At 60.3% G+C, this 26373-nt stretch carries 29 protein-coding genes; 14 read left to right on the forward strand and 15 right to left on the reverse strand.

The genetic code is table 11. From position 1 onward, the window contains the following. Positions 1 to 65: 65 nt before the first annotated feature. On the reverse strand, positions 66 to 1289 hold the full coding sequence (gene hemA, locus ACN2XU_RS15660) for a 5-aminolevulinate synthase (protein ID WP_419411387.1): 1224 nt from the start codon (positions 1287 to 1289) through the stop codon (positions 66 to 68). A 187-nt stretch (positions 1290 to 1476) separates the two neighbouring features. Between hemA and ACN2XU_RS15665 the strand changes: the two genes are divergently transcribed. Together ACN2XU_RS15665 and ACN2XU_RS15670 are read left to right on the forward strand one after the other, a co-directional pair. Further along, positions 1477 to 2067, forward strand: coding sequence for a DMT family transporter (locus tag ACN2XU_RS15665; RefSeq protein ID WP_419411388.1), 591 nt, complete (start codon positions 1477 to 1479; stop codon positions 2065 to 2067). A gap of 73 nt (positions 2068 to 2140) precedes the next feature. Continuing rightward, entirely contained in the window at positions 2141 to 3514 is a 1374-nt protein-coding gene (locus tag ACN2XU_RS15670) for a M20/M25/M40 family metallo-hydrolase (protein WP_419411389.1), read from the forward strand. A 125-nt stretch (positions 3515 to 3639) separates the two neighbouring features. Here the strand turns inward: ACN2XU_RS15670 and ACN2XU_RS15675 are convergent, their stop codons facing one another. After that, a complete protein-coding gene (locus ACN2XU_RS15675; protein WP_419411390.1) occupies positions 3640 to 4050 on the reverse strand; it encodes a SufE family protein in 411 nt (136 codons plus the stop codon). A 121-nt stretch (positions 4051 to 4171) separates the two neighbouring features. Between ACN2XU_RS15675 and ACN2XU_RS15680 the strand changes: the two genes are divergently transcribed. The 4 genes from ACN2XU_RS15680 to grxD all read left to right on the forward strand — a co-directional run bounded on the left by ACN2XU_RS15680 (position 4172) and on the right by grxD (position 5644). After that, a complete protein-coding gene (locus ACN2XU_RS15680) occupies positions 4172 to 4675 on the forward strand; it encodes a hypothetical protein (protein WP_419411391.1) in 504 nt (167 codons plus the stop codon). 129 nt (positions 4676 to 4804) lie between these two features. After that, positions 4805 to 5041 carry a BolA/IbaG family iron-sulfur metabolism protein gene (locus ACN2XU_RS15685; protein WP_419411416.1) on the forward strand — a complete coding sequence of 79 codons (237 nt, stop codon included), beginning with the start codon at positions 4805 to 4807 and terminating at the stop codon, positions 5039 to 5041. Position 5042: 1 nt separating this feature from the next. Beyond that, positions 5043 to 5285, forward strand: coding sequence for a hypothetical protein (locus tag ACN2XU_RS15690; protein ID WP_419411392.1), 243 nt, complete (start codon positions 5043 to 5045; stop codon positions 5283 to 5285). Further along, positions 5282 to 5644 (forward strand): Grx4 family monothiol glutaredoxin, encoded by a 363-nt coding sequence (grxD, locus tag ACN2XU_RS15695; RefSeq protein ID WP_419411393.1) that lies wholly within the window; start codon positions 5282 to 5284, stop codon positions 5642 to 5644. Before ACN2XU_RS15690 ends, grxD begins: the two co-directional genes overlap by 4 nt. Positions 5645 to 5720: 76 nt before the next feature. On the opposite strand, the gene ACN2XU_RS15700 is transcribed toward grxD, so the two are convergent. Both ACN2XU_RS15700 and ACN2XU_RS15705 read right to left on the reverse strand, forming a co-directional pair. Further along, a complete protein-coding gene (locus ACN2XU_RS15700) occupies positions 5721 to 6128 on the reverse strand; it encodes a cell division protein ZapA (protein WP_419411394.1) in 408 nt (135 codons plus the stop codon). Further along, positions 6128 to 6781: a hypothetical protein gene (locus tag ACN2XU_RS15705; RefSeq protein WP_419411395.1), complete on the reverse strand. Its 654-nt coding sequence runs from the start codon at positions 6779 to 6781 to the stop codon at positions 6128 to 6130. The genes ACN2XU_RS15700 and ACN2XU_RS15705 overlap by 1 nt, the downstream gene beginning before the upstream one ends. A gap of 249 nt (positions 6782 to 7030) precedes the next feature. On the opposite strand from ACN2XU_RS15705, the gene tkt reads away from it, so the two are divergent. Both tkt and ACN2XU_RS15715 read left to right on the forward strand, forming a co-directional pair. Next, positions 7031 to 9049, forward strand: a complete 2019-nt coding sequence (gene tkt, locus ACN2XU_RS15710) for a transketolase (protein WP_419411396.1) — start codon at positions 7031 to 7033, stop codon at positions 9047 to 9049. Positions 9050 to 9276: 227 nt separating this feature from the next. Continuing rightward, positions 9277 to 10839: a Ppx/GppA family phosphatase gene (locus ACN2XU_RS15715; RefSeq protein WP_419411397.1), complete on the forward strand. Its 1563-nt coding sequence runs from the start codon at positions 9277 to 9279 to the stop codon at positions 10837 to 10839. A gap of 61 nt (positions 10840 to 10900) precedes the next feature. On the opposite strand, the gene ACN2XU_RS15720 is transcribed toward ACN2XU_RS15715, so the two are convergent. From ACN2XU_RS15720 to ACN2XU_RS15745, 6 genes are all read right to left on the reverse strand, one after another. After that, positions 10901 to 11260 (reverse strand): hypothetical protein, encoded by a 360-nt coding sequence (locus ACN2XU_RS15720; protein WP_419411398.1) that lies wholly within the window; start codon positions 11258 to 11260, stop codon positions 10901 to 10903. A gap of 41 nt (positions 11261 to 11301) precedes the next feature. Next, positions 11302 to 11937, reverse strand: coding sequence for an aspartate/glutamate racemase family protein (locus ACN2XU_RS15725; protein ID WP_419411399.1), 636 nt, complete (start codon positions 11935 to 11937; stop codon positions 11302 to 11304). Beyond that, entirely contained in the window at positions 11934 to 12773 is an 840-nt protein-coding gene (locus tag ACN2XU_RS15730; RefSeq protein ID WP_419411400.1) for an ABC transporter permease, read from the reverse strand. The genes ACN2XU_RS15725 and ACN2XU_RS15730 overlap by 4 nt, the downstream gene beginning before the upstream one ends. A 3-nt stretch (positions 12774 to 12776) precedes the next feature. Continuing rightward, a complete protein-coding gene (locus ACN2XU_RS15735; protein WP_419411417.1) occupies positions 12777 to 13598 on the reverse strand; it encodes an ABC transporter permease in 822 nt (273 codons plus the stop codon). Between the two features lie 158 nt (positions 13599 to 13756). Then, positions 13757 to 15016, reverse strand: a complete 1260-nt coding sequence (locus tag ACN2XU_RS15740) for an ABC transporter substrate-binding protein (protein WP_419411401.1) — start codon at positions 15014 to 15016, stop codon at positions 13757 to 13759. A gap of 57 nt (positions 15017 to 15073) precedes the next feature. Next, complete coding sequence (locus tag ACN2XU_RS15745) at positions 15074 to 16066, reverse strand: ABC transporter ATP-binding protein (protein ID WP_419411402.1); 993 nt, start codon at positions 16064 to 16066, stop codon at positions 15074 to 15076. Between the two features lie 263 nt (positions 16067 to 16329). Between ACN2XU_RS15745 and ACN2XU_RS15750 the strand changes: the two genes are divergently transcribed. After that, positions 16330 to 17004: a GntR family transcriptional regulator gene (locus ACN2XU_RS15750; RefSeq protein ID WP_419411403.1), complete on the forward strand. Its 675-nt coding sequence runs from the start codon at positions 16330 to 16332 to the stop codon at positions 17002 to 17004. Continuing rightward, positions 17001 to 17822 carry a GNAT family N-acetyltransferase gene (locus ACN2XU_RS15755; RefSeq protein WP_419411404.1) on the forward strand — a complete coding sequence of 274 codons (822 nt, stop codon included), beginning with the start codon at positions 17001 to 17003 and terminating at the stop codon, positions 17820 to 17822. Before ACN2XU_RS15750 ends, ACN2XU_RS15755 begins: the two co-directional genes overlap by 4 nt. On the opposite strand, the gene ACN2XU_RS15760 is transcribed toward ACN2XU_RS15755, so the two are convergent. Further along, positions 17823 to 18782 (reverse strand): sugar phosphate isomerase/epimerase family protein, encoded by a 960-nt coding sequence (locus ACN2XU_RS15760; RefSeq protein WP_419411405.1) that lies wholly within the window; start codon positions 18780 to 18782, stop codon positions 17823 to 17825. Positions 18783 to 19168: 386 nt separating this feature from the next. Between ACN2XU_RS15760 and gph the strand changes: the two genes are divergently transcribed. Then, the gene (gene gph / locus ACN2XU_RS15765; protein WP_419411418.1) at positions 19169 to 19825 is read left to right on the forward strand and encodes a phosphoglycolate phosphatase; all 657 of its coding nucleotides are present in this window, start codon (positions 19169 to 19171) and stop codon (positions 19823 to 19825) included. Positions 19826 to 19873: 48 nt separating this feature from the next. On the opposite strand, the gene ACN2XU_RS15770 is transcribed toward gph, so the two are convergent. Beyond that, positions 19874 to 21673: a methyl-accepting chemotaxis protein gene (locus tag ACN2XU_RS15770; RefSeq protein WP_419411406.1), complete on the reverse strand. Its 1800-nt coding sequence runs from the start codon at positions 21671 to 21673 to the stop codon at positions 19874 to 19876. 43 nt (positions 21674 to 21716) lie between these two features. Further along, positions 21717 to 22286 carry a hypothetical protein gene (locus ACN2XU_RS15775; RefSeq protein ID WP_419411407.1) on the reverse strand — a complete coding sequence of 190 codons (570 nt, stop codon included), beginning with the start codon at positions 22284 to 22286 and terminating at the stop codon, positions 21717 to 21719. A gap of 145 nt (positions 22287 to 22431) precedes the next feature. On the opposite strand from ACN2XU_RS15775, the gene ACN2XU_RS15780 reads away from it, so the two are divergent. Then, a complete protein-coding gene (locus tag ACN2XU_RS15780; protein ID WP_419411408.1) occupies positions 22432 to 22761 on the forward strand; it encodes an SMR family transporter in 330 nt (109 codons plus the stop codon). Positions 22762 to 22836: 75 nt separating this feature from the next. Here the strand turns inward: ACN2XU_RS15780 and ACN2XU_RS15785 are convergent, their stop codons facing one another. Next, entirely contained in the window at positions 22837 to 23415 is a 579-nt protein-coding gene (locus ACN2XU_RS15785) for an outer membrane protein (protein WP_419411409.1), read from the reverse strand. A 310-nt stretch (positions 23416 to 23725) separates the two neighbouring features. Here ACN2XU_RS15785 and typA point away from each other — a divergent pair, with 310 nt between their 5' ends. Continuing rightward, a complete protein-coding gene (typA, locus tag ACN2XU_RS15790) occupies positions 23726 to 25546 on the forward strand; it encodes a translational GTPase TypA (protein ID WP_419411410.1) in 1821 nt (606 codons plus the stop codon). Positions 25547 to 25661: 115 nt separating this feature from the next. Then, the gene (locus tag ACN2XU_RS15795; RefSeq protein WP_419411411.1) at positions 25662 to 26192 is read left to right on the forward strand and encodes a hypothetical protein; all 531 of its coding nucleotides are present in this window, start codon (positions 25662 to 25664) and stop codon (positions 26190 to 26192) included. Here the strand turns inward: ACN2XU_RS15795 and ACN2XU_RS15800 are convergent. Next, positions 26171 to 26296 (reverse strand): hypothetical protein, encoded by a 126-nt coding sequence (locus ACN2XU_RS15800; protein WP_419411412.1) that lies wholly within the window; start codon positions 26294 to 26296, stop codon positions 26171 to 26173. The genes ACN2XU_RS15795 and ACN2XU_RS15800 overlap by 22 nt on opposite strands. Positions 26297 to 26373: the final 77 nt, after the last annotated feature.

Raw genomic sequence — 26373 nt, forward strand, 5'->3', positions numbered from 1 at the left:
TCGTGTGCGGCCGTTATTGTTGGCAGGTTAACACAGCGCAAGCAATTTGACAGGATTTCCCTTGGTTAACCGGCCATTTCGGCACGATTCAGCGCACAATGGCTCCAAAGGTCATCCATCGCCTTGACCAGGTGATCCATCTCTTTCGGACCATGGACCGGCGAAGGGGTAAAGCGCAGACGCTCGGTTCCGCGCGGCACGGTCGGGAAGTTGATCGGCTGAACATAGATGCCGTAGCCATCCAGCAGCATGTCGGACAACTTCTTGGTGTGCACCGGATCGCCAACGATCACCGGCACGATGTGACTGCCGTGGTCGATGATCGGCAAACCCATCCCTTTAAGGCGCAATTTCAGGATCTTGGCCTGGGTCATGTGCCGCTCGCGCAGCGCCTGATCGGTCTTGAGATGCGCCACGGATGCGGCAGCACCGGCAGCAACCGCTGGCGGCAAGGAGGTGGTAAAGATGAACCCCGGCGCATAGGAACGGATGGCATCGCACATCTTTGCGGAAGCGGCGATATACCCGCCCATCACGCCAAAGGCCTTGGCCAGTGTCCCGTTAATGATGTCGATGCGCTGCATCAGCCCGTCGCGCTCGGCAACACCAGCACCGCGCGGGCCGTACATGCCGACGGCGTGCACTTCGTCGATGTAAGTCAGGGCGCCGAATTCGTCCGCGAGATCGCAAATCGCCTCGATCGGGCCGAAATCGCCATCCATGGAATAGACCGATTCGAAGGCAATAAGCTTCGGCGCGGCGGGATCATCGGCCTCAAGCTTGGCCCTCAGGTCGGCCAGGTCGTTGTGCTTGAAGATGCGCTTGGCCCCGCCGTTGCGGCGAATGCCCTCGATCATCGAGGCGTGATTGAGTTCGTCGGAATAGATGATCAGCCCCGGAAAAAGCTTGGGCAGCGTGCTCAGCGTCGCATCGTTGGCAATATAGGCAGAAGTGAACAGCAGCGCCGCTTCCTTGCCGTGCAGATCGGCCAGCTCGGCTTCCAGGCGCTTGTGATACACAGTGGTGCCGGAAATGTTCCGCGTGCCGCCGGAGCCGGCGCCCGTTGCGTCGATGGCCTCATGCATCGCGGCCAGAACAACGGGATGCTGTCCCATGCCAAGATAGTCGTTGCCGCACCAGACGGTAATCGGCTGCTCGCTGCCATCTTCCTTGCGCCAGGTGGCATGCGGGAACTGGCCGTTCTGCCGTTCGATGTCGATAAACGTGCGATAACGGCCTTCCTCGTGCAGACGGTTCAGGGCAGTGTCGAGTTTCGCGGTGTAGTCCACCGAACTCCTCCTTCTTCTTCCGGGCCTTGATGATCAGGGCCATGGCCGTTTCTGCGGGCTTCGGTTCTCTGCGATATTCTCCGCATTCAAGTTCGTGAATACCTAAAGCCCACTTTCCAATATGTCCACCGTTTAGAACCGGACTAAGCGTCGCAGCTTTGACAGAGATCAAATACACGAGGGTCTATTGACCGCCGTGGGATCAAAATGGCGCATATCGGAAACAGGTTTCCGCATCCCTGCCCATCCTGCCCTCGTCCCTTCCATCCACAGTGTCGCATGGTTTGAACCGGTTTTGGCCCGGGACCTTGGTGCCATCCCATGGCAGCCCCACAAGGCGGGTATACCGGACTGTACCGATCGCATTCGGCCCGTCACCATGGGGGAATTAAAGTATTTTTCAGCGATGACTTTTCACCACCATCAATTCTTGTCTGGATATCCGATGAATTTCGTATCCCTGTCGCCATCGCTTGCCATCCCCATCGTCATCGCAACAGCCGCCGGCTACGCGCTCGCTACGGTCGGGATGAAATCAGCAGCAGAGGGCAACGCCCAGTTTGGTTTGAGCGTCGCAATCTGCGGTTTTGCCATCGCCTTGATCGCGGAAATTCTCCTGATGCGTCGGTTCGACGTCTCGATCGTCTATGTCTCGATCATCGCCGCCGAAACCGTGCTTGTCCTCGCCTATGCTCACCACATCGGTGAAGGGTTGGGCCTGCGGCAAATGGCCGGCGCGCTCCTGGTCATCGGGGGAATTGCGCTCGTCACGCATTGAGCCCCGGTCGCTCTGGACAGTGCCCACTCCGATGGTAGGCTCCGCGCGCAAAGACCACAGGAGCCCAAAACCGATGTCCCTCGACCCCGTTCTTTCCCGAATCGACGCCGATCTGCCCGCCGCAATGGACCGGTTGTTCGACCTGCTGCGCATCCCGTCGATCTCGACCGACCCGGCGTACAAGGCCGAGTGCGACCGTGCGGCCGACTGGCTTGTCGCCGATCTTGCCAGCTTTGGCATCAAGGCCAGCAAACGCCAGACCCCCGGTCACCCGATGGTCGTCGGCCATGTCGCGGGCGACGGCCCGCATGTGCTGTTCTACGGCCATTACGATGTACAGCCCGTCGATCCGCTCGACCTCTGGGACCGCGATCCTTTTGACCCCGCGATCGAAGAGACCGCCAAGGGCAAGGTGATCCGCGCCCGCGGCGCGTCCGACGACAAAGGCCAGCTGATGACCTTCGTCGAGGCCTGCCGCGCCTGGTCGGCGGAAAATGGCGCCCTGCCCTGCTCCATCACCTTCTTCTTCGAGGGCGAAGAGGAATCCGGCTCCCCCTCGCTGATCCCTTTCCTGAAGGAAAACGCGGAAGAGCTGAAAGCCGACGTCGCGCTGATCTGCGACACCGGCCTCTTCGAATCGAAGGTGCCTTCGATCATGACCCAGCTGCGCGGCCTGTGCGGCGAGGAAATCACGCTCACCGGACCGTCCAAGGACCTGCACTCGGGGATGTACGGCGGCCCGTCGATGAATCCGCTCCGCGTCCTGACCAGAATCCTCGGCAATCTGCATAACGATCAAGGCCGCATTCAGGTGCCGCATTTCTATGACGGCGTACCGGAACTGGAACCGGAGATTGCCAAACAATGGCAGGCGCTCGGCTTTGATCACAGCGCATTCCTGGGCGATGTCGGCCTGTCGGAGCCCGCCGGTGAGCAGGAGCGCAGCGCGCTCGAAATGATCTGGTCCCGCCCCACCGCAGAGATCAATGGCATGATTGGCGGCTACACAGGCGAGGGCTTCAAGACCGTTCTGCCGTCAAAAGCCCGCGCCAAAGTCAGCTTCCGCCTCGTCGGCCAGCAGGACCCGCATGCGATTCGCGAAAACTTCCGGACCTGGGTTCAGGCGCAACTGCCCGCCGATGTCACCGCAGAATTCCACGCGCACGGCGCCTCCCCGGCCAGCCAAATGGCCACAACGCACCCCGCATTCGAGGCGGCGCGCGGTGTGCTGGGCGCGGAATGGGGCCACGAGGCAGCCTTTACCGGCTGCGGCGGCTCAATCCCCGTGGCGGGCTATTTCAAATCTATACTGGGCATGGACACGATGCTGGTCGGCTGGGCCAAGGACGACGATCAGATTCACTCCCCGAACGAGAAATATGACGTCGAGAGCTTCCACAAGGGTATCCGCAGCTGGGCGCGAATCCTCGACGTAATCTCAAAGTAATCGGCCTCGTGTTTTTGGATATTTGAACAGAGAAGAAACTGGAACCGCTGCCCCGGCTTCTTCTCTGTTTCGAATATCCCCGCCGGAGGCTCCACCATCAGCCACCGGCACTGCCTAATGATGCGTCAGAGCGCCGATGTGGCCTGCTCCCTTATACGCTCGATCATGGCGCGCAGACCGTTGGAGCGCTGCGCCGACAGGTGGTCATGCAGCCCGAGCCGACCAAGCTCGCCGCGGGCGTCGATCTGGGCAACCTCGGCGACAGGCACACCGTCATAGAGCCGGTGCAACAACGCGATCAGCCCGCGCACGATCATCGCATCACTTTCGCCTTGAAAATGATAGACGCCGTCGTCGATCTGTGGATGCAACCAGACCTGGCTGGCGCAGCCATCGACCTTGGTTGCCGGCACCTTGAGCGCGTCGGGCAGCGGATCCATGGCCTTGCCCATTTCGATCACCATGCGATAGCGATCCTCCCAGTCATCGAGGAACTCGAAATCCTCGACCACCTCTTCGAATGCTGCCTGTGCCATTTGCCGAACTCCTTTGCGAGGGAGTTAGGCAACGCAGGCGCAAAGGTCCAGTGCTTGCGACTTTTCAAGCGCCCGCATTTGGGTTAACTCAGGTCAACGGCAGGCAACGGGCGGCTTTCGCATGAAGAAATCAATTTCGGTTCTGGTTCTTTCGGCCCTTGTGCTGACCAGCTGTGGCAGCATGCGCGAGTCGCGACTCAATCCCTTCAACTGGTTTGGCCGCAGCACGGCACAGCCCGTGGTTACCGAGGGCGAGGTCAATCCGCTGATCCCACGCCGCCGCGTTTCCATCTTTCGGGACAACCAGCCCGAAGCCTACAATGGCTCTCTTGTTGGTGAGGTCACCGAATTGCTGATCGAGCGCCGACCCGGTGGCGCCATCATCCGTGCGACCGCGATCACCGATCGTCAGGGGCCATTCGAGCTGCGCCTCGTGAAGGTGGACGCTGAAAGCGATGCGGACACGCTGACCTATGATTTCCGCGCCCTGCAGATCCCCGGCCCGCGCGGCTCGGACTTGTCCCGGACCTATACGGCAGCGCTTTGGCTGACCGATCAGGATCTTTTTGGCATCCGCGAAATTCGCGTCAAAAGCCGCCGCACCGTTCGCACCTCGCGCCGCTGATCCGGCGCCCGTCGGTTGCACAGCCTGCCGCATCCTGCGCGGCCGCTCGGGCAGATTGGCTTGCACCCGCGCTCCTGGCGCACTACCTCTTGTGCCAGCAATCAGTGAAACACCATGGAGACACACGGCATGCCGATGGAGCGCCACGAAATCGAACAACTCCTGCGCGAGACCTTCCCGGATGCTCAGATTCAGATCGGTGGCGATGATGGCGTGCACATGTCGGCCATGGTCATCGACGAAAGCTTTCGCGGCAAGAATCGCGTCCAGCAGCAGCGCGCCGTTTATGCCGCCCTCAAGGGCAGAATGGACGGCCCCTCCGGCGAGCTTCACGCCCTTGCCCTGACCACCCGGGCGCCGGACTGACATGGACCCGGTTGCGCTGATCCTGATCCTGCTGGTTCTGATCGCCGTCGCGGCGGCGGCGCTCGCGGTGGTCAATCAGCGCCGAAATCCGGGCAGCCGGGGCAGCGAGCCGGGCACAGGCTTTCACGAACTGCATTCCGATTATCAATCCGGGGTCGGCGGCGGAGAAAACCAGTCATGGAAAATCCCCCGCGATCCACAGGACTACGCCAAACTCTTCATACCGAAGGACGCAAGCCAATGAGCGACGCAAAGACGCAGATCGACGAGACCGTCAAATCCAACGACGTGGTGTTGTACATGAAGGGCACCAAATCCATGCCGCAATGCGGGTTCTCCAGCCGTGTGGCCGGAGTTTTGAATTACATGGCCGTGGATTACACGGATGTGAACGTTCTCGAAAACGACCAGATCCGCCAAGGGATCAAGGAATACTCGGAGTGGCCCACCATTCCGCAGCTCTACGTCAAGGGCGAGTTTGTTGGCGGCTGTGACATCATCACGGAGATGACCCTCTCCGGAGAGCTTGACGAGCTGTTCGAGACCAATGGCGTGTCCTACGACAAGAGCGCGGCAGAAAAGATCCGCGAAGCCAACGCCTGATCCCGGCCTCACAAGCCCGAGACGTAAAAAGCGCCCCCCCATCGAGGGGCGCTTTTATTTACTTGCCATAGGCTTGTCAGCGTTTCTTCAGCTTTTCGTCGAGCGTATCGGCAAGACTTTCAACCCGCGCCGCGACCTCGGCCAGCCCGTCGGTCACATCCTCCGGGATAACCGCGACTTCGACCTTTTCCGGCTCGGGCGGCGGTGCGTTTCTGAGCTGTTCCAACTCGCTTTTCAGACCTGACAGACGGTCCTCCGCCTCGCGCAGGCGCTCTTCGAGGCCTGCGGTCTTGTCCGCCAGCATCAGACCCGCCATCAGCAGCATCCGCCCTTCGGGCATCCTGCCGATTTGCTGCACAAGAACCTGCGCCTCGGTGTCGAGCAAGCCGGCAGCGGAGATCAGGAACTGTTCCTCGCCCTTCTGGCAGGCGACTTCAAACGTGCGCCCGCCGATATGGATCGGCACTTCGATCTGTACGGACATCATACGCTCTCCTGCTGGTCTTGGTCTTCGGTCTCGGCTCCGGCGGGTGCCTCTGCCCCGCTCAGCAGCGGGGTCAGCGCGTCCAGCACCGCCTTGGCCTCGGCAGCTTCGGCGGCACGCGCGGCGCGCAGGGCATCCAGCTCGGCGGCCATGGCGGCATTGATCAGAGACGGATCGGACAGCCCCTTGGCATTGGCCGCACGCAGCGCTCCGACCGTCTCCTGCAGGGCCTCCTGCGAGGCGCGCAGGCTCTGCAACTCGCCATCGAGCTGGCTCAGCGCCTCGCGCCCGGAGGCCAGCTGTTCGCGCAGGCTGGCAGTCTCGTTGCCCTGCCGTTCGCTTAAGGTGCGCAGCCGTTCTTCAAGCTGGGCATTGGTCAGCTTCTCGTCCTCCAGAGCCTCGCGCAGCTGTGCCAGTTCTTCGGGATCGGCCAGCGGCCCTTCGGGCGCGGCAACCGGCTCGGGTTCCGGCATGGCCTGCATGGCACGCAGGGCGGCCTGCGCCTCCTCGGCCTCGGCCATCGCTTTTTCCGTCTGGGCCCGCATCGCGGCCAGCTCGGCGTTGATCGCCCCCGGCTCCCATTGATCAAGGCCAGTACCGATGCGATCCAGCGCACGGGTGATCCGCGCCTGCAACTCGTCTATCTGAGCCATTCCGCTCCCCTCAGTGAACTTCTTCGACGGCCCTTGGCCGACGAGAAACGAATCGCCGGCGGACCTTTGGCGCTGAGTTTAGCAAGAGCTCGGAAAAATTGCGCCCCCTTGCGTTTCAAGTGCTTGGGCGGCGGTCTTCATCCGAACCGCGCGTCCAGATGCCCGCATAGCTTGATCTTCGTGGCGACGCTGTTATTGAGCCTACCAGCCGCTAAAATTCCTTTACCGCAGCCCGTAAGGACAACACACGTGGACATTCAACAGCTTCGCAGCAGCAATCCCGATCACTGGATGCGCGCCACAGCCATCAGAGCTCTCGCCCTCGACGCCGTCGCGGAGGCAAATTCCGGCCACACCGGCATGCCCATCGGCATGGCCGATGTCGCCACCGTGCTCTTTGGCAATCATCTGAAATACGACGCCCGGAACCCCGAGTGGCACGATCGTGACCGCTTTATCCTGTCGGCCGGTCACGGCTCGATGCTGATCTATTCGCTGCTGTATCTCTCCGGCGACCCCGAAGTGACGCTCGACCAGATCAAGAATTTCCGCCAGTGGGGTGCCAAGACCGCAGGCCACCCGGAGAACTTCCTTCTGAAGGCCGTGGAGACAACCACTGGCCCGCTGGGTCAGGGCATCGCAAACTCGGTCGGCTTTGCCATGGCCGAAGAAATGCTCCGCGCCCGCTTTGGCAAGAAGCTTGTGGATCATCACACCTATGTCATCGCCGGCGATGGCTGCCTGATGGAAGGCATCAGCCAGGAGGCCATCGGCCTTGCCGGGCGCTATGGCCTCGGCAAGCTGATCGTGTTCTGGGACAACAACGACATCACAATCGACGGCAAGGTCTCGCTCTCGGACAAGACCGACCAGGTGAAGCGCTTCAAGGCGTCGGGCTGGCATGTGCAGGAAATCGACGGTCACGATCCCGAAGCGATCGACGCCGCCATCGTCGCCGCCAAGAAATCCAAATCCCCGTCGATGATCGCCTGCAAGACGCATATCGCGCTTGGCCATGCGGCGCAGGACACCTCCAAGGGCCACGGCGCCCTGACCAACCCCGACCAGAACATCGCGGCCAAGGAAAACTGGGGCTGGACTTCCGGTCCGTTCGAGGTGCCCGCAGAGGTGCTCGACTGGTGGCGCGCCACCGGCGCGCGCGGGGCCACAGAGCGCGGTGAGTGGGAAAACCGTCTGGCAGACTGCAGCGAGCAGCGCCAGAAGGAATTCGAGCGCGTGATGACCGGCCAGGCCCCGAAAAAGCTCTCGGCCACGATCAAGGCGCTGAAAAAGCAGATTTCGGAAACCGCCCCCAAGGTTGCGACCCGCAAGGCGTCGGAAATGGCGCTCGAAGTGATCAACCCGATCATGCCCGAAACCATCGGCGGCTCTGCTGACCTGACCGGTTCTAACAATACGCTGACCGGCGATATGGGCAAGTTCGACACGGACAACCGCAAGGGCCGCTATGTCTACTGGGGCATCCGTGAACACGGCATGGCCTCGGCGATGAACGGCATCGGCCTGCATGGCGGTCTGCGCCCCTACGGCGGCACCTTCATGGCGTTCACCGATTATGCCCGCCCTGCCATGCGCCTTGCGGCCCTGATGAAGACGCCCACCGTCTTTGTCATGACGCATGACAGCATCGGCCTAGGCGAGGACGGTCCGACGCACCAGCCGGTCGAGCATCTGGCAATCAGCCGCGCGACGCCGAACACGCTGGTGTTCCGCCCCGCCGATGCGGTCGAGACTGCCGAAGCCTGGGAAATCGCCCTGAACCAGACCGGCACCCCCTCGGTGCTGTCGCTGACGCGCCAGAACCTGCCGACGCTGCGCCTTGAGCACAAGACCTCCAACCTGTCGGAAAAGGGCGCATATGTGCTGGCCGAAGCGACAGGCAAGCGTCAGGCGATCCTGATTGCCACCGGCTCCGAGGTGGAAATTGCGATGGCCGCGCGCGAGGCCCTGCAGGCCGAGGGCATCGGCACCCGCGTTGTATCCATGCCCTGCATGGAGCTGTTTGCACAGCAGGACGAGAGCTATCGCCGCCGGGTGCTGCCCGCCGGTCCCGTGCGCGTCGGTGTCGAAGCGGCCGTGCGTCAGGGCTGGGATCGCTGGCTTCTGGGAGAGCGTGGCCGCGAGCAGAAGGCCGATTTCGTCGGCATGACAGGATTTGGCGCTTCGGCCCCGGCCGAGACACTGTACGAAAAGTTCGGTATCACCGCCGAGAATGTCGCGGGTAAAGTGCGCGCCCTGCTCGGGTAAACCGCACCATTAACATCATTGGAAAGGGCCGGCATGCGCGCTGGCCCTTTTTCGATTCCCACCTGTTTTCTGCGCCCCTGCGCGGCCCGCACGATGGGAAGCCAGCCCCGACCGGGTAGGGTTGATTTGCAAAATTGACGTTAGGTCAAGCAATTCTCCGCCACTCCCCCCTTGCTCCTGCTTGACCGAATGGGCCATTCCGGCACAGGGTGACTTTGGGGATGACCATGGATGCAATGACAGATCCGGACCATCACGACTGGGGGCCATTTGGGCGCCCGATTTTCGACGATCCCAAGGCGCGGCACCTGAAACGGGTCGGCGTCGTGGATATCGGATCGAACTCTGTCCGGCTCGTGGTCTTTGACGGTGCAGCCCGCAGTCCCGCCTATTTCTACAACGAAAAGGTCATGTGCGGCCTCGGCGCGGGCATGTCGGAAAGCGGCGTTCTCAACCCCGAAGGAAAGGCGCGCGCGCTGTCGGCCATGAAACGCTTCAAGCTGCTCGCCGATGGCATGGAACTGCCCACGCTCACGGTTGTGGCCACCGCCGCAATGCGCGACGCCAAGGACGGCCCGGCTTTCCGCGAAGAGCTTGAAGCGGCCACGGGCCTCAAGATCCACGTCATCGACGGCGAAGAGGAAGCGCGGCTGTCGGCGCAGGGGGTTTTGCTGGGATGGCCCGGCGCCTACGGCCTGATCTGTGACATTGGCGGCTCGTCGATGGAGCTGGCCGAGATTCACGAAGGCGTCGTCGGAAAATGCGTCACCTCGCCGCTTGGCCCCCTGAAATTCAAGGATATGGAGGGTGGCGCGGAGGCGCGCAAGGCGCACATCAAGACGATCATCAAGGATCTCGGCAACGCCCTTGGCGCGCAACGCGACCGCCTGTTCCTTGTCGGCGGCAGCTGGCGCGCGATTGCCCGGATCGACATGGAACGCCGCGGCTACCCGCTGCACGTGCTGCATGAATATCGCATGGATGTGCAAGCAGTGACCGATACGCTGACGTTCATCGAAGGGTCGGATCTCGAAGAATTGCGCAAGGCCTGCTCGATTTCCTCGGCACGGATGGAGCTTGTACCCTATGCAGCCGAAGTCCTGGCGCGGCTGATCAAGACCTTCAAACCGCATGACATCGCGATTTCAAGCTATGGTATCCGCGAGGGCCTGCTTTACGAACAAATGCCGCAGGAAGTGCGCGAACGCGATCCGCTGATCGAGGCCTGCCGATTTGCCGAAAGCAAGGACGCCCGGCTTCCCGGGTTCGGGCGCAAGCTCTACAAATTCGTACTGCCGCTCTTTGCCGACGCCGATGCCTCGCGTCTGCGCATCGTGCGCGCCGCCTGCCTCTTGCATGACGTCAGCTGGCGGGCGCATCCCGATTACCGGGCGGAGTTCTGTTTTGATAATTCGACCCGCGCGAACCTTGGCGGGCTGACGCATTCGGAACGCATCTACCTTGGCCTCGCCCTGCTGCACCGCTATCGCAACAAACGCGAAGGCACGCATTTCGAGGACATGTACAGCCTTCTCAAAGAGTCGGACGTGACGGAGGCCGAAGTGCTCGGAAAGGCCATGCGCCTTGGCGCGATGCTCTGGATGACCGACGCTGGCCAGGACAAGGCGCGCCTGAGCTGGGACACCTGGACCAAACGCCTCTGCCTCCACCTCTCCGAAGATGCGGCGCCGCTCTATGGCGAGGTCACGCAATCGCGCTTCACCTCCCTGGCAAGCTCTCTTGGCGCTGAAACCGTCGATATGCTGATCACGGAGACGGAGCAGGAGTAACGCCTGCGCAGGCTTTCAGCGCATCAAAGGGGCCGTGCTGCGCCAGACGCGCCACCCCGCCTCAAAGCTCGATCTCTTCACCCTCGGGGGTTTCCACCGCGTCCGGCGTTTTCTTGCGCAGTATGATATCACCGTTCGGCAGCATTTCCGGCGGGTGATAGGCGGACCAGTCCTGCACCTGGCCCATCAGATCGCGCAGCGCCGGACCCATTTCCCTGGCAAAATCATCCAGAAACGGCCGGGCCTCTTCGGCCATGCCTTCGAGTTCCTTGAGCGCCGGCTCCATCTCTGTCATCAGCCCGCGCATGAAGAGCTTCATCCCCTCTTCCATCAGGCTCGGACCGTTCTCCTCCGGCTCCTGCGCCATAACCGGCGCGGCAAGCATGGCAAGAACGAAGAAAGGGGCAAGGACATGGGTCATGCCTTGATTATAGGCCAACCTGCCCGCCCATGTAAGGGGCCTCAGAGCGCGGCCGCCATCGCAACGGCGGCGCGCACCCCGTCGATCATCCGAACCGAGCTGCCCTGCCCGGCCCGCGCCGCGATATCGACCATGCCGCCACAGCCGAGCACGACGCTTTGCACACCGTCCTCTGCCTCGGCCCGGCGTACCTCGTCCAGCACCTTTTGCGTCGCGCCTTCGGGATCGTGTTCGAGAGCCAGAACCGGCACGTCGCTGGCCCGCACCCGCCCCAGATGCGCCCCGAGGCCATAGCGCTGGATATTCTCCTGCAGCACCGGCACCGACACCGAAAGCGTCGTCACCACGGAGAACCGCGCGCCAACGGCCAGCGCAGTGAGATAGGCCGCCTGGCCGATGCCCAGCACCGGACAGCCCACCAGCGCCCGCGCCTCATCAAGGCCGGTATCGTCGAAGCAGCCGATGATGATCGCCTGCGTGCCGGTTTGCGCCGCCTGTTCCACCACCTCCAGCATCGGCGGCACCGCCGCTGCGCCGTCGTCCGCCCCCTGGATCGCCGCCGGACCGCCATGATTGGTGAGCCCCTGGATCAAGACACCCGGCGCCACCTGCCGCGCGACCCGCAGCATGCTCTCCGTCATCGCAACGGTACTGTTGGGATTGATGAGCGTGATCATACCAAGCCCTTGCCCTTGTCCGATCCGGCCTTTGCCTTGCGCCGCCCGCTGAAGAAGGCAATGCCAAGGAAAACCCCGATCAGCACGAGCGAGAACAGCGTGGTCAACGTCCCCAGCGCATAAAGCACCGGCGAGGTCACATTCGTCGTCATACCGAAAATCTCCAACGGCAGCGTATTATAGCTTCCGGCGGTCAACAGCGTCCGGGCGAATTCGTCATAGCTGAGGGTAAAGCCAAACAGCGCCACCCCGATCAGCGACGGCGCGATGATCGGGATCACCACATGGCGCAGCGTCTGCCACGGCGTCGCGCCCAGATCGCGCGCCGCCTCCTCATAGCTTTTGTCAAAACGGTTGAAGACGGCAAACATGATCAGCAGACCAAAGGGCAGCGTCCAGGTCAGCTGCGCGCCGAAACCGGAGGTCGCCCAATGCACCGGCAGGCCACCCTGGGAAAAGATCAGGCCAACGCCAAGCGAGATCAGGATCGACGGGATCACGAGGCTCGTAATGATCAGATAAAACACGACGCCCGAGCCCCTGAACCGCTTGCGAAAGGCAAGGCCGCCCATGACGGAGACAACGACGGTCGTCACCATGACCATGAGGCCAAGCGCAAGCGAGCGTCGGAAACTGCCCCAGATGTCCCCCACGGCCTGCTGCTCGAACAGATCGCGGAACCAGTGCAACGACACGCCGTTCATCGGAAAGGTCAGCCCGCCCTGCGGGCCTTGAAACGACAGAATACCAATGGTCAACGTCGGGCCATAAAGAAACAGCAAGAACAGCGCAAAGAAGGCCGACAGGACATAGAAAGATCTCGGACGCGGTTCCATGGCTCAAAGCTCCTTACGAATATCGACAAAGCGCAGCAGGATGCCGATCACGATCAGCACGGTGCACAGCAGCACAACCGCCGTGGCCGAGGCCGAGGGATAGGCGAGCAAGGCAATGTCATTGGATATCAGCCGCCCGACGTTTGCGGACTGGCTGCCGGACATGAAGCGCACGGTGATGAAATCGCCCATCACAAGCGTCACCACGAAAATCGTACCGATCATGATACCGGGCTTCGTGAGCGGGATGATGACATTCCACAGGATCTGCGCGCCATTCGCCCCGGCATCGCGTGCGGCCTCGATCAGGCTCTTGTCGATGCGCATCATGGTGTTGAAGATCGGCACGACCATGAACAGCGTATAAAGATGAACAAAGGCAAGGATCACCGCGAAATCGCTGAACAAAAGCCATTCCACCGGCTCGTCGATCACCCCCCACGAAAGCAGGGCCGAATTTGCGATGCCATTGCGGCCCAGGAACGGGATCCAGGAGATCATCCGAATGATATTCGAAGTCCAGAACGGGATCGTACACAGCAGAAAGAGCGCGATCTGCCATGTCAGGCTCCGCACGTGGAATGCGAGGAAATAGGCAACCGTAAAGCCGATCGCGAGGGTAAAGACCCAGGTGATCGCGGCATATTTGAAGGTATTGAAAAACACCTTGTAAGTCACTGGCGAGCCGAAGAGAAATTCGTAATTCTCGAAATCGAAGGCCGGGATGATGGAAAACTCGGTCGCCTGCCAGAAGCTGACGATGACGATCATGATGATCGGCAAAACGAGGAACGCCAGCAGGACCGCCATCAGCGGCGAGACCATAAGCCAACCGGTCACTTGACGGTTCAGTTGCACGCCGCCTTCCCTTCTTCTCTGTCAAAATATCCTCGGGGGGAGCAGCCCGGTCCGCGACGCGGCGAAGGCTCGGCAAGAGCCTTCGAGGGCTGCACGGGGGGCAGACAGCCCCCCGCCTTAGGTCATCACGACGCGATGAACTCGTTCCACTTGCGAACCATATACTGGTTCTCGTCCATGACAGAGTTCCAGCAGGCGACCGATCCCATGCGCTCTTCAAACGACCCGCCGTCGCGGATGTCACCCGACTGCGCCAGCGCGTCGCCGAACGGGTTGGTGATGGTATCGGTGGCTTCCTTACCCTCGAACCAATAGCCCCATTCGTTTTCGGACATATACGCCTTGGAGGTTTCCGGCACGGCAGAGTAATATCCTTGGCGCATCAGGAACCCGCCGACCCAACCGTCGAGATACCAGTTGATGTATTCATAGGCCGCATCGCGCTCCAGCCCGGTCAGCGATTTCGACAAGCCGATGCCGCCACCCCAGGAGCGATACCCCTCTTCGAGCGGCTGGTACACGCATGGAATGCCCTTGGATTTCACAGCCGTAATCGCCGGCGACCACATCGACTGGATCACCACCTCGCCCGAGGCCATCAGGTTGACGCTTTCGTCGAACGATTTCCAGAAGGCGCGGAACTGGCCGTTCTGTTTGGCTTCGGTGAAGATTTTCATCGTCAGATCAATCTCTTCACGGGTCATGTTGCCCTTGTCGGCATAGGTATACTCGCCCATCGACTCCACGACCATCGCCATGTCCATGATACCGATCGACGAAATGTCCAGGATCGACGCCTTGCCCTTGAACTCCGGGTTCAGCAGCTCGGACCAGTTCTTGATCGGGCGGCCGATCAGGTCGGGACGAATGCCCAAAGTGTCGGCGTTGTAGATCGTCGGGATGAGCGTCATCCAACCGGACTCTTCCTGCACGAAATCGGTCCCATCCGGACCGGACGTAAAGCCGACGGTGTGCGGCGCGGTGCCTTGGGCGATCTCGCTGTCTGGCGTGAGCTTGCCGTCTCGGAAGATGCCGACGATCTTGTCGTAATTCTTGATCTTCGAGGTGTCCATCGCCTGTAGGTTGCCGGTCGGCCAGACCTTTTTGCAGATCCAGTACTCGATATCGGCGATGTCAAAGCTGTCGGGCTGGGTCGCGGCGCGCTGCGTGACGCTGTCGGAATCGAGCGCGGTCATCTCCAGCGTGAAGCCAAGGTCTTCCTTAACCTTCTGCGCCACTTCGTTGAGGTTCGACACGCCCGTGCCGAACTGGCGCAGTGTGACGTCCTTGATGTTCTGCGCCCAGATCATCGGCGCGCCAAGGGTGCTGCCCGCAGCAAAGGCGGCGCCGCCCTTGAGAACATTGCGTCTGGAAATCGTGGTCATTGCTGTGTCTCCATGTTGGTCTCCACCTGGTTTTATCTTTGCAGTGCAGAGGGTTGATTATGCTGTCAGCCTGTGTAGATGCGTGTCTTCCCAGATCAGGCCGACCGTCTCGCCCGGGTTTGTCGGATTGTCGAAAAAGCGTGCGTCGGGCATCATCACGATGACCTCCTGATCGCCCGCGATCTTTGCGGCGATGCTCACATGGGTGCCCTGATACTCGATACCGGTGACGGTGGCGTCCTGCCGCCCCTGCCCCGCAGCGCCCAGATCCAGCGCATCGGCGCGGATCGCAAAATGTCCATCGGGCAACGCCAGGACGTTATGTCCCCCCATGAATCGTGCAACAAACGCCGTTTTCGGTGCATTAAACACCTCTCGCGCCGGACCAGCCTGTTCGATCAAGGCGTTGTTCATCACCACCACCTCGTCAGCCAGCGCCAGCGCTTCGTCCTGCCCGTGTGTGACGTGAATGAAACTGATCCCCAGTTCACGCTGCAGTTTTTTCAGCTCCGCCCGCATCCGGATGCGCAGGAACGGGTCCAGAGCCGAAAGCGGCTCGTCCAGCAACAGGACCTGCGGCCGTGTGATCAGCGCGCGCGCCAGCGCGACCCGCTGTTGCTGTCCCCCGGACAACTGATCTGGCAGCCGGTCAGACAACGCACCAAGATCCACGAGTTCGAGCATTTCCGCAGCCTTTTTCCGCCGCGTCGGCGCGTCGATCCCGGCCATCTTCTGGCTGAAGGCCACATTGTCGAGCACTGTCAGATGCGGAAACAAAGCATAGCTCTGGAACATCATCGCCGTGCCGCGCCGCGCCGGTGGCAAATGGGAAATATCACGTCCTGCCAACAGGATAGAGCCATCACTGACACTCTCGTGTCCGGCGATCATGCGCAGAGTGGACGACTTTCCACATCCGGACGGGCCCAGAAGGCACGTGTAGGACGCGTGTTTGAAGTGATGGTTGATGGCGTCGACCGCCAGTGCATCGCCATAGCGCTTCGTTACCGAAACCAGTTCAAGATCCTGCTTGGTTGCGTTCGCTGTCATGGTCCACTCCGCTGCGTTTCAAACATCGGAGCAGCGAAAACCGGCTCGCCGCTATCAAAAGCAGCGCTACCGGTGTGCGTCGTGCATCAGATTGGTCATAATTTATGCAACATAAACGTATATTGTCTGAAAAATAATCAGTAGATTGTATACAATAGTGCAAAGCATTGCCGACATTCGAGGCCATACTTGTCCGGATGCGCGCGCTCTGCCACATCTGATTCCCGGCAAGACGCCGCCAACGTTAGTATGAAGTGACCGGTATGAAACCTTCTGCCTCCAGCGAAATCGTTGCCCGGGCCCTGTCTCTGGCCATTCACGAACGCCGTATCGCACCGGGTACAAAACTCGGGGAGGACGAGCTGGCCGAGATTTACGGGGTCTCACGCACCATTGTGCGCACTGCGCTGCAAAGTCTGTCTCATATCCAATTGGTCGACATTCGCCGCAATCGGGGCGCCTTTGTCGCGCAGCCTTCCCCGACGGAGGCGCATGAGGTCTTCGAAGCTCGCGAACTGTTGGAACCGCGGACCGCGCGCAGTGCTGCCGCACATGCGACAGAGGACGATGTAGCGCGCCTTCATAAACACATCGAGCAGGAGCACGAGGCAATCCGCGCCGGCGATCACGGCCGCGCGCTGCATTTGTCTGGCCTTTTTCATATCGAGATTTCCCGCATCGCCGATCAGGCCACCATCGCCGGTTTCATCGAAACTCTGATCGCACGCTCGTCATTGATCATTGCGCTGTATTGGCGCCGCGAAAGCGCCCTTTGCGAGAGCCACGCGCATCACGCCCTGATCAGCGCCATCGCCGAACACGATGGACAGGCTGCCGAAGAACTGATGCATTCTCACCTGGTCGATCTGCACACGGCGCTGGACCTTCGAGCGCAGACCGAAACACCCCTGTCGTTGAAAGAAGCGCTGAGCCAATGACCGTCCGTCGCATGAGCCTGCCTGATGTAAGGCGCCTGCTCGATTGGGCCGCAGTTGAAGGCTGGAACCCGGGATTGGACGACGCAGAGGCGTTTTACGAGTCAGATCCAGACGGATTTTTCCTCAAGGAAGTCGACGGCACGCCCGTCGCGGCGATCTCCGTTATCAACCACACAGCCGATTTTGCCTTCCTTGGCCTCTACATCGCCACACCCCAAGCGCGCGGGAAAGGGCATGGGCTGGACGTCTGGGCCGCTGGCATCGCGCACGCCGGACGTCGAACCATCGGCCTCGACGGTGTGCCCGCGCAGCAGGCCAACTACGCCCGGTCCGGGTTCAAACTCGCGGGCAAGACCGTGCGATATCATGGACGGTTGGACCGCTCGGCCGCCTCGTCAGTTCGTCTCGCAGCGGCGCAAGACCTCGACCGGCTTTGCCACCTCGACACTCGGGCCTGCGGCGTGTCGCGCAACCGATTTGCGACGCGTTGGTTCTCAAACACCCAGACTCGCATGACCCTGTCTCTTCCGGAAGACCGTGGGTTTGCAACCTATCGAACCTGCCATGAAGGCATAAAGATCGGCCCGTTCTACGCCTCCTCTGCCCCTGAAGCAGCCGCCCTCCTCGCAGCGGTTCCGCAAAATATGGCAACGGAAAGCGTCTATATCGACATTCCGGACACCGCCGCGCCGCTGAGCGCCCTGCTCATCGAACGTGGCTTTACGCCAGTCTTTGAGACCGCCCGAATGTATCGCCCACTGCTGCCGCAACTCCCACGCCCGGCGTTCTACGCGACCGCGACGCTGGAGCTTGGCTGATCAAATATCCTGCGGCTCGAAATCCGGTGGCAGCACCGGCATGACATCCTTCAAAATGGCAACGGATTTTTCCAGTCCTTCGATGGAATTCAGCATCATGTCCTCATGCTCGATGCAGAGCCAACCCTCGTATCCGACCATCCGAAGACGGTAACAGAATTGTCGCCACCATTCCGCGCCGTGGCCGATCCCGAGAGTAACATAACTCCACGACCGCGCAGGAAGATCCTCCAGCGATCCACTGTCCAAAAGAGAGGTCAACGCTTGCACCGGGGCGTTGATCAGCGTGTCTTTCGCGTGCACGTGATAGACAGCCTCTCCCAAGACCTCCGCCGCCGCCAAAGGATCTGCGCCCATCCAGAACAGGTGCGACGGATCGAGGTTTGCTCCCACGACCGGGCCAACGGCGTCGCGCAGTTGCAGCATTGATGGAACGTTATAAACGCATTGATTTCCGTGCAATTCCAATGCGATACGGTCCACCCCGTTCTCACGGGCCAACGCCGCAATTCCGGTCCAGAATGGAAACAGCACATCTTCCCACTGATATTGCAACATGGCGCGCGTTTCAGGCGGCCAACTGCTGACGATCCAGTTGGGTTGCTCATCCGTCGGACTGCCCGCAGGAAGTCCAGACATCGTACAGACCGTTTTGACGCCGAGCGCGCCCGCAAGCCGGATCGTATCCACAAGGCAATCCGCCTGGCTCCGATCCATGGGATGAAGTGGATTGCCATTCGCATTCAAGCTCGCGATTTCGAGACCGCGGGATGTGAAAGCGTCTAGAAATCTCGCGCGCGCCTGGGCGCTACCAAGCAGCTCAGCCAGATTTAGATGGGGCGCCGTGGACCAGCCCCCTGCGTTCATCTCCACTCCCGACATACCAAGGCGCACAGCATGATCAAGCATATCATCGAAACACAGCGCCCCGAGACTGTCAGAGACGAATCCCAATTTCATGGCCATTCCTTTTTGCGCATCGCGTCGCAGAAAGGATTAGCGGCAAAGCTTTAACGCAAGGTGTTCATTTCGCAACCAAGTCAAACAACAGAACCTCTGGACAAAACCAAGAGGCTCTCCGGATCTGCGAGAGAACACGTCAGTTCAAACACACAATGAACCTCAAAGAGTACCGTGAGCAGGATAAGTCTCGTCAACGGTCTCGACGGAGGTTGAACATCTTTCTTGCTTTAGACCTCGAATTGAAGGACCCGGTCTTTGTCGATATCTCAGACAAGACAACCAAAACCGCCTTCAGCCAAGCGCGCCAAGACAGGAATGGCCGGATCCCGGTACCAAATAATACCCACTCCCGTCTATCGACGGCTCGACCCAAAGGACAACGCATGAGTGCCCGCATCGTCTTTGACCTCGATGGAACCTTGATCGATTCTGTTCCGGACATCCATCTCGCCGTTTCTCTTTTGCTCCAAGAACAAGGGCTTGCGCCCCTCGACATTGCAACCGTCACTTCTTTCATAGGAAACGGCCTGCCCCATCTTGCCAAACTCGTGATGGAGCAAAGCGGGATTGCACCCGCTCACCACCCCAAGATCACGGCGCGGTTGATGCAGCATTACGATGCTGTCAACGGACGGTTGACGAGTCCATATTCAGGCACTCTGGACGCTTTGAAAGCTTTGAAAACATCAGGACATAGGCTGGCGATTTGTACCAACAAGCCAGAAGCGCCCGCACGCACCATTCTTGAGCGAGTGGGCATGACAGGATTTGATAGTATCATCGGCGGCGATACACTGAGCCAACGCAAACCCGATCCCGCACCGCTGCACGCAGCCTTTGAAGCGCTCGGAGAAGGGCAGATGATTTATGTCGGCGACAGCGAAGTCGATGCGGAAACCGCGTATCGCGCCGCTGTTCCATTCTTTCTTTTTACCGAAGGCTACCGCAAGACGCCGGTCGTTGAATTGCCGCATCGTCGGAGTTTTTCGGTCTTTTCCGACCTGCCCGGTTTGGTTGATGCTCTCTTGAAAGAAATGTGAACAAGCCCGCAAGCCCCGCCGCGTTATACGACGGGGCCCACATGTAGGTCATGCCGCGTCTTCGATCCTGCCTGCTTTGGTCTTGTCAGGGTCTAACGTCTCGGCTAAAATTGCGGCAGAAGATGGCGTTTCATCGACGAAGACAAATTTTCCAACCACGCCGCTCAACTCGTTGGCATCCTCGCGCAGCATATGGGCCGCGGCAGTTGTCTGTTCGACCATGGCCGCGTTCTGCTGAGTAACGCGGTCAAGATTACTGACGCCGCTGTTGATCTCGTTGAGACCTTCCGCCTGCTCACCGGCGCCAGCGGCGATCTCAGCCATCAGGTCGGAAATCGTTGCGACCTGACCGACCACGTCCTGCAATGCCACACCGGCGCGCTGCACCAGATGGACACCGTCCTTGACCTGACCGGTGGAGTCGTCGATCAGTTCCTTGATCTGCTGTGCGGCCTCGGCGCTGCGTTGAGCCAGGTTGCGCACTTCAGAGGCCACCACAGCAAACCCCTTGCCTGATTCGCCGGCTCGGGCCGCCTCGACCCCGGCGTTCAGAGCCAGAAGATTGGTCTGAAAAGCGATGTCGTCGATGACGGTGATGATCTCACCAATCTTTTCCGAGCTTTTTTCGATCGCGCCCATGGCGCCGACCGCCTCCTGCATGACCTCGCCATTGTTGAGCGCAGTTTCACGAACTGTTCGAACCGACAAATTCGCATCCTTGGCCCGGTTCGCAGCCTGCTGAACCGTGGTCAGCATTTCCTCCAGCGCGGCCGCAGTTTCTTCGAGCGTCGCAGCCTGGGTTTCAGTGCGCTGCGAAAGATCGTCCGAAGCGCGCGCGATTTCATTGGCGCTGCTCAGGATATTCCCGGCGTTGTCCGACACATTCGAAATGGCGCTGCGCAATGTTCCGACGGCGCGGTTGAAATTCTCGCGCAGTGCCTCGTACTCGCCGGGAAACCGCTCGGAGATTTCATGGTTGAGCGCACCATCCGCCAATTTGTCCAAACCATTAGCAAGGTGACGGACGACGGCGACCTGTGCTTCCTGTTTCTCTATGCGCTCTTCCTCAGCCTGCCGTGCGATCCGAAGTCGCGTCGTCAGGCTGTGCAGGTGGCGTGCGATGCGGCCAAGTTCGTCGTCACGGGACACCATGGAGATCTCGCTGTCATAATCCCCCTCGGATACTCGAGCGATGGCTTGCCCGAGATTGTTAAGCGGGATCCCGAGAAACCGGCGCAACAGCACCATTGTCAGCACCATCATGCCGGCAAAGATGCCTAGGGCCCAAAGTGCTATGGAGATCTTTTCCCCCATGACATGCGCCATGGCGGGGCCATCGGTAAACGCGACTGCAATCGCGCCCAGAGGCGGCTGACCAGGCTCTGCGCGCACGGCCCGGGCGGTATAAAGATTGTCGCCTGCAGTCACGACCCCATCGGAGTCGAGCGCCTGCATTGCCAGCCCCGCCAAAGTCGTTTGCAACGATGCGTCGACTGTATCCTCTGCGAGGATTGCGCCCTCAGCATCGATGACGACAACGCCAAGACCGTACTCTCCTGCAGCGCCCCGCGCGTTGGTCACAACCTCGTCGATCTTCGCGACCGCCTTGAAGCGCATTGGATTGACCAATGCCTCCGACTCGTTGATCGCAGACGCTTCGGCATTCTGGATGACGTTTCGACGCGCGAGGTTCTCTGCCAGACGGGTCGACTGCACCGCCATCACGCCCGCAACCACAATTGTGGTTACGGCCATGATTGCCGCGCTTCGGACAAAGACGGATCTGAAGGCCGAAACCGCGTCACCGGTTTTCGCTTCAGCTTTGGCGTCATGCTGTTCGTTGGTCATTTGCCCTCCTGCTTCTTTTTCGCGCGTCTCGGAGACAGTTGGATTACATCAACATGTCTGCGTTGACCCCGACGGTCATCGCGCCGATCACGGCACCGGAGGAATCTGTGAGCGTCATGGAGATCTGCGCCTGAAAGCTTTGGCTGGATTCGTCGAATTCGATCTCGCTGAAATGCACGGCTTCCGGACCGACGGAATAGGTTTCCTGAAATTTCGCCTCATCGCCCTGCCAGTAGTCGGATGTCACGCCCGAGGAGGCGACGTTCAGGCCATGTGCGTCCATCAGGAAGACTTCTGTAATCGCGCCTCCGGATGCGATGACCTGCTCACGCAGGAAGGTCGAGGCCGCGTTGTTCAAGACCGCATCGATCGTCGGAGAAGCGGCCGCGCCGACTTCCGCGCGCCACTGCTGATCGAGTTCGAGAACATGCGTCTCGTCGTAGTCAGCGGTAACGTTGTTCTGCGCCACGACTGCGTCAATCAGCACCGGAGAAGCGGCCCATGCGCGGATCTCATTGTTCAGGAAGCCCTGCAACGCCGGGTTCGGCTCGCCGGCTTGAGCCATTCCGGCAGTCAGGGCCAGAATGGCGGTTAGAGCATAAGCGGATTTCATGGTTGTCTCCTCACGGGTTGAAGTTTCACCCAACTCTAGGAAGGAGTTCCTGCGCGGACGTTAAGCGGATGTTTTTTTGTCAGTGTCGCCGCCAGAAAAATCGGGCAGATTTGAACCAGTCTTTCCGGACCTCGATGGAGCCCCAATGCCCTATTTCACCTTAGCCCTTGCAATCCTTGCGGAAACCATCGGCACCACGGCCCTTCAGGCCAGCCAGGCCTTTACCCGGCCGTTGCCTTCGCTGTTGGTCGTGATCGCCTACGCCGCCGCGTTTTACCTGCTTGGACAGGCCCTGCGGTTCATGCCAGTGGGCATCGCATATGCGATCTGGTCCGGGCTTGGAATCGTTTTGATCGCCGCAATCGGGTTCGTCGTCTTCGGCCAGAAGCTCGACCTTGCCGCGATCCTCGGCATGGCGATGATCCTCGGCGGTATACTCGTGATCCACCTGTTTTCGTCCAGCGCCACACATTGAGGCGCCACGAAAAAGCCCGCCGGGATCGCTCCGGGCGGGCTTTCGTTTACAATCCGGTCCGAAAACCGGCGGCGATCAGAAGCGCATTGCGCCGCGCAGCGAGATCGTATCGGCTTCGGCATCGATATTGGTGCTGCCGATATCGTTGAAATCGTGGCGCAGGTACTCGGCACCGACGGTGAATCGCTCGGTCACTTTGTAATCCATGCCAACACCGTAGACCGCGCCTTCGGCATCGCCGATCGACGTGTTTGCCTTGGCATAGCCGGCGGTCGCATAGAGAAGTGCCGGACCGGCATCATAACCGCCCCGTGCTTTCAGGCGCCAGACGTCATCCACGTCCACACCGCCAAGCGAGAAATCGTCCGTAGCTTGGTATTCCAGTTCCGCACCGGCGACGAACTGACCGAAGTCATAATCGTAACCACCGAACAGGCCATAGATCATGCCGTCTTCTTCAACGCCACCGCTGTCCATGCTCAGGTTGCCAAAGCTCAGACCGGCATAGGGCCCGGTCCAGTCGCTGACGGGCACGACGGGTGCCACGGTCACGGGTGTCGGCGCGCTCTCGACAACCGGGTCTTCCAGAGTGCCGGCGTAAGCCGCACCGCTCAGAAGGGCCGCGCCGGTGGTGAGTGCAATAAAGCGTTTCATTATTTTCTGCTCCTGGTCTTTCAGTTTACGGCATTCTCGCAGGCCGCTTTCGCTGACACTGCGCGCCGTCTGAGGGGGAAATGAGCGAAGCGAGTGAAAAGTTCCAATCACGGATGCGATAGTCATCGAGAGCCGCCAGTGATCGGCAAACCCTTGCCACCGATAAGCAAATCGCCGCCGCCCCATGTTTCACCCCGAACACACCGGCGCGGCACAACGCGGCGTTTTCTGCTCTGCGGCGCATCGCCTCTGGCCTTTTGTGCTCAGGCGCTATAGGCCGCGCGCAACCCTTATATGACTGGCTTGATTCATGGACCTGCGAAATATCGCGATCATCGCACACGTTGACCACGGCAAAACAACCCTGGTTGACGAACTTCTGAAACAATCGGGCGCGTTCCGCGCCAACCAGGCCGTGGCGGAACGCGCCATGGACAGCAACGATCTGGAGCGCGAGCGCGGCATCACGATTTTTGCCAAGCCGACCTCGGTCGAATACAAGACGACGCGCATCAACATCGTCGACACCCCCGGCCACGCCGATTTCGGCGGGGAAGTCGAGCGGATCCTGTCTATGGTCGATGGCGTCGTGCTGCTGGTCGATGCCGCCGAAGGTCCGATGCCGCAGACCAAATTCGTGACCTCCAAGGCGCTTGCCCTGGGCCTGCGCCCCATCGTGGTGCTCAACAAGGTCGACAAGCCCGACGCCGAGCCCGACCGCGCGCTCGATGAATGCTTTGACCTCTTCGCCAGCCTCGATGCGGACGAAGATCAGCTTGACTTCCCACACATGTATGCGTCGGGCCGCAACGGTTGGGCCGATGCCGAACTCGATGGTCCGCGCAAGGATCTCGACGCGCTGTTCAAGCTGATCGTCAACCATGTCCCGGCCCCCAAGCAGATCAAGCACCAGCACGAAGACTTCCGCATGTTGGCCACGACGCTGGGTGCCGACGCGTTTGTCGGTCGTCTGCTCACCGGCCGCGTCGAATCCGGCAAGATCAAGGTCGGCGCCACCGTCCAGGCCCTCTCCCGCATCGGCCAGAAGATCGAACAGTTCCGCGTCACCAAGATCCAGGCCTTCCGCGGCCTTGGCATGCAGGACATCGAAGAGGCCGCTGCCGGGGACATCGTCTCGCTCGCGGGTATGTCGAAGGCCACTGTGGCCGATACGATCTGTGCCTTGGCCGTGGATGAACCGATCGAAGCTCAGCCGATCGACCCGCCGACCATCACGGTCACGTTCGGGATCAACGACAGCCCGCTGGCTGGCCGCGATGGCAAGAAGGTGCAGTCCCGCGTCATCCGCGAGCGGCTGCACAAGGAGGCGGAATCAAACGTCGCCATCAAGGTCGCGGACACCCCCGGTGGCGAGGCCTTCGAGGTCTCCGGTCGCGGCGAACTGCAGATGGGCGTCCTGATCGAGAACATGCGCCGCGAAGGGTTCGAACTGTCGATCTCCCGCCCGCAGGTCATCATGAAGGATGTGGACGGCAAGAAGATGGAGCCCGTCGAAGAAGCCACGATCGACGTGGATGACGAATACACCGGCGCCGTGATCGAAAAGCTCACCGGTCCCCGCAAGGGCGAGCTGGTCGAGATGAAACCTGCCGGTGCGGGCAAGACCCGCATCATCGCGCACGTCCCGTCGCGCGGCCTGATAGGCTATCACGGCGAATTCCTCACCGATACCCGTGGCACAGGCGTGCTCAACCGTGTGTTCCACGGCTGGACCGAACACAAGGGCCCGATCCCGGGTCGCCGCGTCGGCGTTCTGATCTCCATGGAAAACGGCGAGGCCGTCGCCTACGCGCTGTGGAACCTCGAAGAGCGCGGCAAGATGATGATCGGCGCCCAGACACCCGTATACACCGGCATGATCATCGGCGAGCATTCCCGCGACAACGATCTCGAAGTGAACCCGCTGAAGGGCAAGAAGTTGACCAACGTCCGCGCCTCCGGCACCGATGAAGCGGTCCGCCTCACCACTCCGATGTCGCTCAGCCTCGAAGAGGCGATTGCCTATATCAACGATGACGAGCTGGTCGAAGTGACCCCGAACGCCGTCCGCCTGCGCAAACGCTTCCTCGACCCGCATGAGCGCAAGCGCCAGTCGCGCTCCGGCAACTGACACGATAAAAAGGCGGCCCCTGTGGCCAGCCCCTTACGGCAAATGTTGATTGTGATGTTAGATTTTTGACCTCCCTCGAAAACTCCCAGTTCCTCCGAAAGAGGAGCTGGGAAATATGGCGCGACCAAGCCTTGGACCAAGATTATACTTCCGAAAAGATGATGGTTGTTGGGTTATTCGTGATGGCACCAAGTCAAGACGATTGGGCCGGGTCCCGCGAGAGGCAGCAGAAAAAGCTCTCGAAGAATACAAGTTCCCTGCATCAAAGGGCAAAGCCCTACGGTTTACAGAAGATGAAACCAAGGCGCTCAAGAGCGCACTGAAGAAGGCTCGGGAGCGTTCCGCGAAAAAGGATCGCGAGATAGATATTGATCTCGATTTCTTAAAATCCCTTCTGCGACAACAATCAGGTAAATGCGCAATCTCACACCTTCCCTTCAAGCTGTCATCAAGAAGCCCTGGTAGATGTAACCCATATGGAATTTCGATAGATCGAATTGATAGCCAGAAAGGCTATACACGAGGCAATGTTCGTATTGTTTTAACTTGGGTTAACAACGCTCTTCTCGACTATGGAGATGAAGTTCTGCGACACATGGTTTTGAGCATTTCCGCAAACCAAGACTACATGAAATCCCGCTCATAGACCCGACCACGAGCCAGACCGATGCGCATCGCAGGGGTTTGCTTGTCGTCGCCTGGATCGCACCAGTTGTGATAGAAACGATAGATCTGGACCATCTTGGCCATCGGTAATCTCCCCCTTTTTAACGGGGTGCATCCGTAGAACTTACGCGGCCATTTTCAGTTTCATGGCGGGTGTGATG

The organism is Pacificoceanicola niger, assembly GCF_048553275.1.
In the GTDB taxonomy this organism is placed as follows: Bacteria; Pseudomonadota; Alphaproteobacteria; order Rhodobacterales; family Rhodobacteraceae; genus Pacificoceanicola.